Source organism: Streptomyces phaeochromogenes (genome assembly GCF_001418655.1).
GTDB classification, from domain to species: Bacteria; Actinomycetota; Actinomycetes; order Streptomycetales; family Streptomycetaceae; genus Streptomyces; species Streptomyces phaeochromogenes.
The window spans coordinates 22147-31904 of record NZ_LIQZ01000041.1; the positions used below are offsets into that span (position 1 = coordinate 22147).

The window sequence follows — 9758 nt, forward strand, 5'->3', positions numbered from 1 at the left end:
GCACTCACGAGGGGGTCAGCCCCGCAACCCGGGCCAACCGCCGATACGAGTCCACCAGCGCCTCCCGGTCGTACGTGCTGGTCGTGACCAGCACCTCGTCCGCCGAGGTCTCCTTGATCACCGTCTCCAGCTCGTGGGCGACCTGCTCCTCGGTCCCGACGACATGGCCGGAGAGCCCGGATTCGTAGAACCCGCGCTCCCGCTCCGTCATCGTCAGCGATTCGACGCGGTCGGCAGGCGGCAGCGGCGGAAACGTGCCGTGCGTGCGCGAGTACGCCATCGACCAGGCCTCCGGGACGAGCAGGCGCCGAGCCCCCTCCGGGGTCTCCGCGACGGCGACCGTGCCGGAGATGACCACGTACGGCTCCGGCGCCCAGGTGGAGGGCCGGAACGTCTCGCGGTAGTGGTCGATGCCGCGGCGCATCTTGTCGCGGTTCCTGAGGTCGCCGATCACCATGGGGAGGCCGGCCCGGGCGGCGATCGTGGCGCCCTCACCCATGGCCAGCACGAACGGCGGCACGGCCAGGCCCTCGGCGGGACGGGCGTGCACACCGGTCGGGGACGTCCCGCGGAACCAGCCGAGCAGTTCGTCGAGCTGGGCCGCGAAGTCGTCGGCCATGTCCTTGTCCCGGCCCAGCGCCCTCCGTACGCCGTCGGTGAACCCGACGGAACGGCCGAGACCCATGTCGATGCGCCCGGGGAACAGGGACTCCAGGACGCCGAACTGCTCGGCCACCACCAGGGGTTGGTGGTTGGGCAGCATCACCCCGCCCGTGCCCACCCGGATCGAGCCGGTCGCGGCGGCGACCGCGGCGGCAAGGACGGTCGGCGCGGAACCGGCCACCCCCGGCACGCCATGGTGCTCCGAGACCCAGATCCGGTGGTAGCCGAGCCCCTCCAGCTCCCGCGCCAGCCCGACGGTGTCGCGCAGCGCCTCAGGGGCGTCGTGGCCCTCCCGGGTGCGCGAGCGGTCGAGCACGGAAAACCGTGTCGCTCCGAGACGAGAGCCCAGGTCCGGGTCCCGTCGGGCTTCGTGATCCTGCTCGTTCACCATGGTCTCTCCGCTGGAAGAACTGGGCTCTGTTCTCTCAACAGTCGCTCCGCTGTTTTCTTCCGCGGCCCCTGACACGGGCGGTCAGGATGATGGGAAAAAGACGGTCCCGATGATGGGCTATTGATGGATCCCACCCCTTCAACATTCCGCCGGAACGCACCTAACGTTGCGCCCACGTAAACGGCCTGGCCGTCGGTCGCTCGCCACATTCCCGCCCACTCGCGGGGTCTCGCGAGAGCCGCGGTCCAGAGCTGACGGCTGTCTGAAGGGAGAACGCGATGGCACCGACGGAGCTGCTCATCGGAAGCCGGTGGCAAGCGTCGACAGGGCCGGGACTGACGCGGGAAGTCATGTCCCCCTTCGACGGTTCGCCCGTCGGCACCGTGGCACTCGCCGGCCCCGAGGACGTCGACGTGGCCCTGGCCGCGGCGGTACGGGGTGCCGCGATATGGCGGCGCACACCCGCCCACGAGCGGATGACCATCCTGCTACGAGCCGCCGAACTGGCCGACGAACGGGCCGGCAGGATCGCGCGGACCATCAGCGCGGAGTCGGGCAAGACCATCACCGAGGCCACCGGCGAGGCATCACGCTCCGGCGACCTCATCCGCCTCGCCGCTTTCGAGGGGACCCAGCTCTACGGCGAGACGCTGCCCCTGGACGCGAACCGTGGCACCGGCTTCGACAAGGTCGGCTTCACCCTGCGCCAGCCCTGCGGTGTCGTGGTGGCCATCACGCCGTTCAACTACCCCGCCCTGCTCGTCCTGCACAAACTGGCACCGGCTCTCGCGGCGGGCAACGCCGTCGTCCTGAAGCCGGCCACCTCGACCCCGCTGACCGCGCTGGAACTAGCCTCGTGCTTCGTCGACGCCGGGATTCCCGAGGGCGTGCTCTCGGTGCTCGTCGGATCCGGCGGCGTGCTGGGGGACCTGCTCGTCACGGACCCCCGCGTCCGGAAGATCTCCTTCACGGGTTCCACCGCCACCGGCGAGCACATCGCGCGGGTCGCCGGGGTGAAGAAGCTCTCCCTCGAACTGGGCGCCTCCTGCCCGGTCGTGGTCCTGCCGGACGCCGACCTCGAACTCGCCGCGAGCGCGGTCGCGTTGGGCGGTTATGTGAACGCCGGGCAGGTGTGCATCTCCGTCCAGCGGGTCATCACCCACCCCTCGGTCACCTCCGACTTCCTCGACGCTCTCGTCCCCAAGGTCAAGGCCATCCGGACCGGCGACCCGTCGTCCTCCGAGACGACGATGGGCACGCTGATCACGACCGCCGAGGCGGAGCGCGTGGAGCGGGCCATCGCCCAGGCCGCCACCGACGGAGCCCAGATTTTGACCGGCGGCGAGCGCGACGGGGCCGTCGTGAACCCCGCCGTCGTGACCGACGTAGACCCCGACTCCCCGTTCAGCCAGCAGGAGTTGTTCGGACCCGCCGTCGCCGTCAGCTCGGCCGCGGACTGGGAGTCCGCGATCGCCCAGGCCAACGGCACGGCGTACGGCCTGGGGGCGGGCGTGTTCACCTCCGACGTGGCCGGCGCGATCCGGGCCGTACGGGAGATCGACGCGGGCTCGGTGCACATCAACTGGACACCGCTGTGGCGCGCCGACCTGATGCCGTACGGCGGCCTGAAGGGCAGCGGCTACGGCAAGGAAGGCCCGCGCGCGGCCGTCGGCGAGATGACCGAGGTGAAGACCATCGTGCTGCACGGCCGTCCCTGGTGAGTGCGTGCGCGGCCCTCCAAATCCCTTCCCTTTCCGGACTTTCTGAACATCCACGCCGCCCGAGAGCCGTGGGCATCTCCCCAACAGGAGCCCGACCATGACTGACCCGACGACCCGGCGCACCGTGCGCCTCACGGTGGCCCAGGCACTCGTCACCTATCTCTCCCGCCAGTACTCGGTGGCCGACGGCGAGCGACGCCGTCTGATACCCGCCGCCCTGGGCATCTTCGGCCACGGCAACGTGGCCGGCCTCGGCCAGGCGCTGGACCAGCTCAGCGACGAACTCCCCTTCGTCCAGGGCCGGAACGAGCAGGCGCTCGTCCACATCGCGACGGCCTACGCCAAGGCGTCCACCCGGCATGCCACCCTGGCGGTCACCGCCTCCATCGGCCCGGGCGCCCTCAACATGATCACCGGCGCCGGCCTCGCGACCGTCAACCGGCTGCCCGTCCTGCTGCTGCCCGGCGACACCTACGCGACCCGCCACCAGGGGCCCGTACTCCAGCAGTTGCAGCACCCCGTCGAGGCCGACACCTCCGTCAACGACGCCTTCCGGCCCGTCTCCCGGTTCTTCGACCGCATCACCCGGCCCGAGCAGCTGCTCACCGCGCTGCCTGCGGCGATGCGCGCCCTCACCGACGTGGACACCGGCGCGGTCGTCGTCTCCCTCCCGCAGGACATCCAGTCCCACGCGTACGACTACCCGGCGGAGTTCTTCGCCGAGCGCGACTGGCCGATCCGGCGGCCCGCGGCGGACGCCGACGAGGTCGCCGCGGTGGCGCGGCTGCTCGCCGAGGCGGAGAAGCCGCTGATCATCGCCGGTGGCGGCGTCGTGTACTCCGGTGCCACCGAGGAGCTGGAGGCGCTGGCCGACGCGGCGGGGATTCCCGTGGCGGAGACGTTCGCGGGCAAGGGTGCGGTCCAGCGCCGGGCCTGGTGGCAGCTGGGCGGCATCGGCCTGGAGGGCACCCCGGCCGTCAACACCCTGGCCCGGGAAGCCGACTTCGTGCTGACCGTGGGCTCGCGCCTGACGGACTTCTCCACGGCCTCGCAGTCGATCTTCCAGAACCCGGACGTACGGTTCGCCGCCGTCAACGTCAACGTGCACGACGTGAGCCGCCTGGGCGCCACCGGGATCGTGGCCGATGCCAAGCGGGCCCTCGCCGCACTGACGGAGGCGGTCCGGGAAAGCGGCACCACCACCTCCCCGGCCTGGCAGGACAAGGCGCGTGCCCTGCACGAGACATGGTGGGCCCAGCGCGCCGCGGCCCTCGACCCGGACACGCCCTTCGACCTCTCGGCCGAGCCGGACGACTCGGACGTCGTAGGCGACACCGACGCGGTGCTCACCCAGGGCCAGCTGATCGGTCTGCTCCAGGAGCACGCACAGGACGGCGACACCATCATCGCCGCCGCCGGTGGCCCGCCCGGCGACCTGCAGAAGGTGTGGGACGCCACCGAAGGCCGCCGCGCCCACCTGGAGTTCGGCTTCTCCTGCATGGGCTACGAGCTGCCCGCGGCGATCGGCGTACGGTTCGCGATCCCCGACCCGGCACGCCGGGTGCTCTCCCTGCTGGGCGACGGCACGTTCCTGATGGCGCCGACCGAACTGGTCACCGCGGCCCAGGAGAAGCTCCCGCTCACCATCGTGATCCCGGAGAACCACGGGTACCAGGTCATCCACCGGCTCCAAATGGCCCGCAGCGGAAGGGAGTTCGGCAACGAGTTCCGCTACCGCGAGGGCGGTCTGCAGCTGGCGGAGGCCGACGGTGACACCAAGCCGGCCCGCCTGGAGGGCGACTACCTCAAGGTCGACCTCGTCACGACCGCCACGGGACTCGGCGCCCGCGCGATCCGCGCCACCACCGCCGCCGAGGTGCGCGCCGCACTGGCCGAGACCCGCGACCACCCGGGCCCCGTCGTCCTCGTCGTACCCGTCGTCCCGCACGCGGACCTGCCCGGCTCGGGCGTGTGGTGGGACGTGGCGCCCGCCGAGGTGTCCGAGCAGGAGGCGGTCGCCCAGCTGCGCCGCGAGTACGAAGAGGGCCTGACGTTCCAGAGGTGGTACGGATGAACCGCTCACCGCTGGACCACGGCCGGCTGCGCGCCCGACTCGCCGCGGGAGAGCTCACCCTGGGCACCTTCGTCGGGATGGCCTCCCCGGTCGCGGCCGAGGTGTGCGCCGCAGCGGGCGCCGACTGGCTGCTCCTCGACCTCGAACACGGCGCCGGGGGAGAGGAACAGGCCCGCACGACCCTCCCGGTGGCTGCTTCCTACGGAGTTCCGACCGTCGTACGCGTCGAGTCAGCGGCCCGCATCCGCATCGGCCGCGTACTCGATCTGGGCGTCGCCGGGGTCATGCTGCCGCGCCTCGACACGGCGGCCGAAGTCAGGGAAGCGCTAAGGCACTTGCGGTACCCGCCCGCGGGGGACCGGGGCGTGGCCACGTACAACCGGGCCTGTCGCTTCGGGCTCGACTCCGCCGCCCTGGACCGGGAGGGCGAGATCCTCGGAGTGGTCCAGATCGAGTCGGCGAGCGCCCTGGCGGAGGTCGAGACGATCGCGGCCCTGGACGGCGTCGACGTGCTGTTCGTCGGCCCCCGCGACCTCAGCCACGACCTGGGCGTGCCGGGCGACTTCACGGCGCCGGTCTACCGCGAGGCCCTGGAACGCGTACGCAAGGCCGCCGCCGCACACGGCAAGGCGTGCGGACTGCTCGTACCCGACGGCGCGGCTGCCGCCGCCAAACGCGCCGACGGCTGGACGTTCATCGCCATCGGATCCGACTCGACCCTGCTCGCAGCCGCTCTGTCCGCCGCGCTCGGCGAAGCCCGGCCGCAGCCCCGGGACCACCAGGAGACACAGTCATGACCACAGCCCCCTCGGGAGCCGCGCGCGAGATCGGCGTCGGACTGATCAGCGTCGGCTGGATGGGCAAACTCCACAGCCGCGCCTACCAGGCACTGCCCTCCGTCTACCCCGAGCTGGGACTCAAGCCCCGGCTCGTCCACGCGGCGGACACGGCCGAGGACCGCGCGGCCTACGCCCGTGACGTGCTCGGCTACGAGAAGGCCGGCACCGACTACCGCGCCGTACTGGACGACCCGGACGTCGAGGTCGTGTCGATCTGCGCGCCGAACGTCCTCCACCACGAGATAGGCATCGCCGCCGCCAAGGCGGGCAAGCCGTTCTGGATCGAGAAGCCCGTCGGACGCGGAGCGGAGGAGACCGCCGAGGTCGCCGCAGCGGCCCGCGCGGCCGGAGTCGTCACCTCCATCGGCTACAACTACCGGCACGCCCCCGCCGTGGAGCGGGCCCGCGAGTTGATCGCCGAGGGTCGCCTGGGCCGTATCACCAACGTGCGGGCCACCTTCTTTTCCGGCTACGCCTCCGAACCCAAGGGCGCCCTGTCCTGGCGCTTCAAGCGGGACCTGGCCGGACACGGCGCGCTGGGCGACCTGATGAGCCACGTCGTGGACCTGGTCAGCTATGTCGTCGCCCCGATCAGCGAGGTCTCCGCGCTCACCAGCACCGTCTACACCGAGCGCCCGATCCTCCCGATGGGCTCGGGCACGCACTTCGCCGTCATCGAGGACGGCGAGATGGCACAGGTCGAGAACGACGACTACGCCGCCGCCCTCGTCCGCTTCCACGGTGACGCCGTCGGCACACTGGAGGCCTCCCGCACCATCGTCGGCCCGCAGTGCGGCATCGGCTTCGAGATCTACGGCACCGACGGCTCGCTCACCTGGAACTTCGAGCGCATGAACGAGCTGCGCGTCGCCCTGGACCGCAGCGGCCCGAACCAGGGCTACACCACCGTGCTCGGCAACGGCCACATGGGCGACTACGCCAGGTTCCAGCCCGGCCCCGGCAACAGCATGGGCTACGACGACCTGAAGGTCGTCGAGGCGAAGAAGTTCCTCGCCGCCGTCGCCGGAATCGAGCACCACAACTCCACGATCGACGACGCGCACGCCGTCGCCGAGGTGATCTCCGCTGCCGCCGCCTCCGCCGGGAGCGGCACCTGGGAGCCGGTGCCGGACGTCGCCGGGGCGACCTTCGGCCACCAGGTACGGAGCTGATCGCGTGGACGGGCATGTCGTAGTGGCCCTCGGCCCGGTCGACCCGGACGCCGTCGGGGGCATCCTCGGCGACCGGGTCACCTTCGTCACCCACCCCACACCCGAAGACCTCGCGGTCGCGGAAGGCGCCATCGTCCGCGCCGACCGGATCGTCGACGAGGACTTCCTCGTACGAGCCCCGCGGCTGCGCGTCATCGCCCGCACCGGAGTCGGTGTGGACCTCGTCGACGTGGCCGCGGCGACCGTCCGGGGCATCCCCGTGGTCATCACCCCGCACAGCGGCACGCGGGCCGTGGCCGAGGGTGTCCTCGCCATGACCCTGCACCTCACCAAACGGCTGCGCCCGCTCACCGACCTGGTGCGCGAGTGCCGCTGGGCCGAGCGGAACGCCCTGCCCGTCGGCGACCTCGACGGCGCCACCATGGGCATCGTCGGCTACGGCCGCATCGGCTGCCGGGTCGGTGAACTCGCCTCGGCCTTCGGGATGCGGATCGTGGCGTACGACCCGTACAGCCCGCCTCCGCCCGACGTGGCCTGCGCCGATCTCGGTGAACTGGCCGAGATGAGCGACGTACTGACACTGCACGTCCCGCTCACCGAGAGCACGCACCACCTGGTGGGCGAGGAACTGCTGTCCCGGGTGAAGCCCGGGACGGTCCTCGTCAACTGCGGAAGGGGCGGTCTGCTCGACCCGGACGCCACCCTGATCGCGCTGGAACTCGGCAGGCTGTCCGGTGTGGGACTGGACGTCTTCGATCCCGAACCGGCCGTACACCACCCGCTGTTCGACCACCCCGATGTCGTGCTCACCCCGCATCTGATGGGCATGACGAACAGGGCCATGGCCCTGACCTTCATCGACGCCGCCCGCGGTGTCGCGGACGTGCTCGCAGGCCGTCCGCCGGCGGCGGTCGCCAACCCCGACTGGAACCACCGAAAGGCCACGGCATGAACACTCGAGCGGACCGGATCGCCGGAGCACCCATCTCGTGGGGCGTGTGCGAAGTACCCGGCTGGGGCTACCAGTTGACGCCCGAGCGCGTCCTGAAGGAGATGCGCGAGGTCGGTCTCGCCGCCACCGAGATCGGGCCCGAGGGTTTCCTGCCCGGCGAGCCCCAGGCCATGGCGCAGGTCCTCGACCACCACGACCTCCAGGCCGTCGGCGGCTTCACCCCGCTCCTGCTGCACGTGCCCGGGCACGATCCGCTGCCCGAGGTCGAGACGCTGCTGGAGAGCTACGCCGCGTCCAAGGCCGACGTCCTGGTCCTGTCGGCCATCACGGGGCAGGACGGCTACGACTCCCGGCCCGAACTCGACGCCGACGGCTGGAAGTTGCTCCTTTCCAACCTGGACCGGCTGTCCGGGCTGGCCGCGGAACGCGGTGTGCGGGCCGTGCTGCACCCGCACGTCGGCACGATGATCGAGAACGGCGACGAGGTCCAGCGCGTGCTGGAGCACTCCGCGATCTCCCTCTGCCTGGACACCGGCCATCTGCTCATCGGCGGCACCGACCCCGCCGAGCTCACCCGGCAGGCACCCGAGCGGATCGCCCACACCCACATGAAGGACGTGAACGCCGCCCTCGCCGCCAAGGTCCAGTCGGGCCGTCTCACCTACACGGAGGCCGTCCGGGAGGGCATGTACCGGCCGCTCGGCGCCGGTGACGTGGACGTCCGGGCCATCGTGACCCACCTCGGGGCCCGCGGCTACGACGGCTGGTACGTCCTGGAGCAGGACACCATCCTCACCGAGGAGCCCGTGGGACGAGGGCCCCTGGACGACGTATGGGCGAGCGCGGAACACCTGCGCTCGGTGCTGGGCGACGCACATCAGTGATGTGTTTTTGATGGGTTTCCGGGATTTGACTTTTCGGATTCGAATCAGCCGAGTCAGTTGAATCAAACGGGAGTCGGGCGGATGCCATGCGGCTCGGATTTATCTCCCGTTCGCCGTATTGACGCGGACGAGAATCATCGGAATGGCCTCGTAGAGGAATGGTCCTGATGGAGGTCCGGACGGGTTCTCTGAAACAGTTAAGAAGAGGAAACAGGTATGACCACTGAAGACCTTCTGGCCACCTGCTGGACCACCGCGGGCGATACCGCACCCGGGCGGCCCGACCGGCGCAGCCCACTGACGCTGCGGGAACGGGTGGAAGCGGCCGGCTCCGCCGGGTACAAGGGCTTCGGCCTGTTGAACGCGGACCTGGTCGAGGCCGAGCGTGCGTACGGACTGCCCGGCATCCGGTCCCTCTTCGAGGACAACGGGCTCGTCCACATCGAACTGGAGCTGCTGACCGACTGGTGGGCCGACGGAGCCCCGCGTGCCGCGTCGGACGCCGTCCGCCTGGAACTCCTGCGGGCCGCCGAGGCACTCGGCGCGCGCCACCTCAAGATCGGACCGGACGTCGAGGACCGACCGTGGGAACTCGACCTCTGGGCCGAGGAGTTCGCCACCCTGGCGGCTCAGGCCGACGGTGTGGGCGCGCGGCTAGGGATCGAGTTCCTGCCCTGGAGCAACCTCAAGACCGTGCACGACGGACTCCGGCTCGTCGAGGCCGCCGGCCACCCGGCCGGCGGCCTGATCATCGACGTCTGGCACACCGAACGCGCCCACACGCCACCGGCCGATCTGGCGTCCGTACCTGCCACGCGCATCGTGGGCGTGGAGCTCAACGACGCGGACAGCGAGGTGATCGGCACCCTCTTCGAGGACACCGTCCGGCGCCGACGTCCCTGTGGCGAGGGCTCCTTCGACCTGACGGGGATCATCTCCGCGCTCCGCACGGCCGGCTGGGCCGGTCCATGGGGGGTGGAGATCCTCTCCGACGCGCATCGCGCGCTTCCGGTGGGCGAGGCCGCCGAAGTGGCGTACCGCACCGCCGCGGCGGTACTGAAG

General features: G+C 71.1%; 8 protein-coding genes. 7 read left to right on the plus strand and 1 reads right to left on the minus strand.

Features of this window, described 5'->3' with window-relative positions; genetic code table 11:
* Positions 1 to 4 precede the first annotated feature (4 nt).
* On the minus strand, positions 5 to 1054 hold the full coding sequence (locus AOK17_RS06310) for an LLM class flavin-dependent oxidoreductase (RefSeq protein ID WP_055611315.1): 1050 nt from the start codon (positions 1052 to 1054) through the stop codon (positions 5 to 7).
* Positions 1055 to 1332: 278 nt separating this feature from the next.
* Between AOK17_RS06310 and AOK17_RS06315 the strand changes: the two genes are divergently transcribed.
* The 7 genes from AOK17_RS06315 to AOK17_RS06345 all read left to right on the plus strand — a co-directional run.
* Complete coding sequence (locus AOK17_RS06315) at positions 1333 to 2775, plus strand: aldehyde dehydrogenase family protein (RefSeq protein ID WP_055611316.1); 1443 nt, start codon at positions 1333 to 1335, stop codon at positions 2773 to 2775.
* A gap of 97 nt (positions 2776 to 2872) precedes the next feature.
* Entirely contained in the window at positions 2873 to 4849 is a 1977-nt protein-coding gene (gene iolD, locus AOK17_RS06320; RefSeq protein ID WP_055611317.1) for a 3D-(3,5/4)-trihydroxycyclohexane-1,2-dione acylhydrolase (decyclizing), read from the plus strand.
* On the plus strand, positions 4846 to 5646 hold the full coding sequence (locus AOK17_RS06325; RefSeq protein WP_055611318.1) for an HpcH/HpaI aldolase family protein: 801 nt from the start codon (positions 4846 to 4848) through the stop codon (positions 5644 to 5646). Before iolD ends, AOK17_RS06325 begins: the two co-directional genes overlap by 4 nt.
* Positions 5643 to 6860 carry a Gfo/Idh/MocA family protein gene (locus AOK17_RS06330; RefSeq protein ID WP_055611319.1) on the plus strand — a complete coding sequence of 406 codons (1218 nt, stop codon included), beginning with the start codon at positions 5643 to 5645 and terminating at the stop codon, positions 6858 to 6860. The genes AOK17_RS06325 and AOK17_RS06330 overlap by 4 nt, the downstream gene beginning before the upstream one ends.
* Positions 6861 to 6864: 4 nt before the next feature.
* Entirely contained in the window at positions 6865 to 7812 is a 948-nt protein-coding gene (locus AOK17_RS06335; protein ID WP_055611320.1) for an NAD(P)-dependent oxidoreductase, read from the plus strand.
* Positions 7809 to 8696, plus strand: coding sequence for a sugar phosphate isomerase/epimerase family protein (locus tag AOK17_RS06340; RefSeq protein ID WP_055611321.1), 888 nt, complete (start codon positions 7809 to 7811; stop codon positions 8694 to 8696). Before AOK17_RS06335 ends, AOK17_RS06340 begins: the two co-directional genes overlap by 4 nt.
* 216 nt (positions 8697 to 8912) lie before the next feature.
* On the plus strand, positions 8913 to 9758 hold an 846-nt coding region (locus tag AOK17_RS06345; RefSeq protein WP_055611322.1), incomplete at its 3' end, for a sugar phosphate isomerase/epimerase family protein.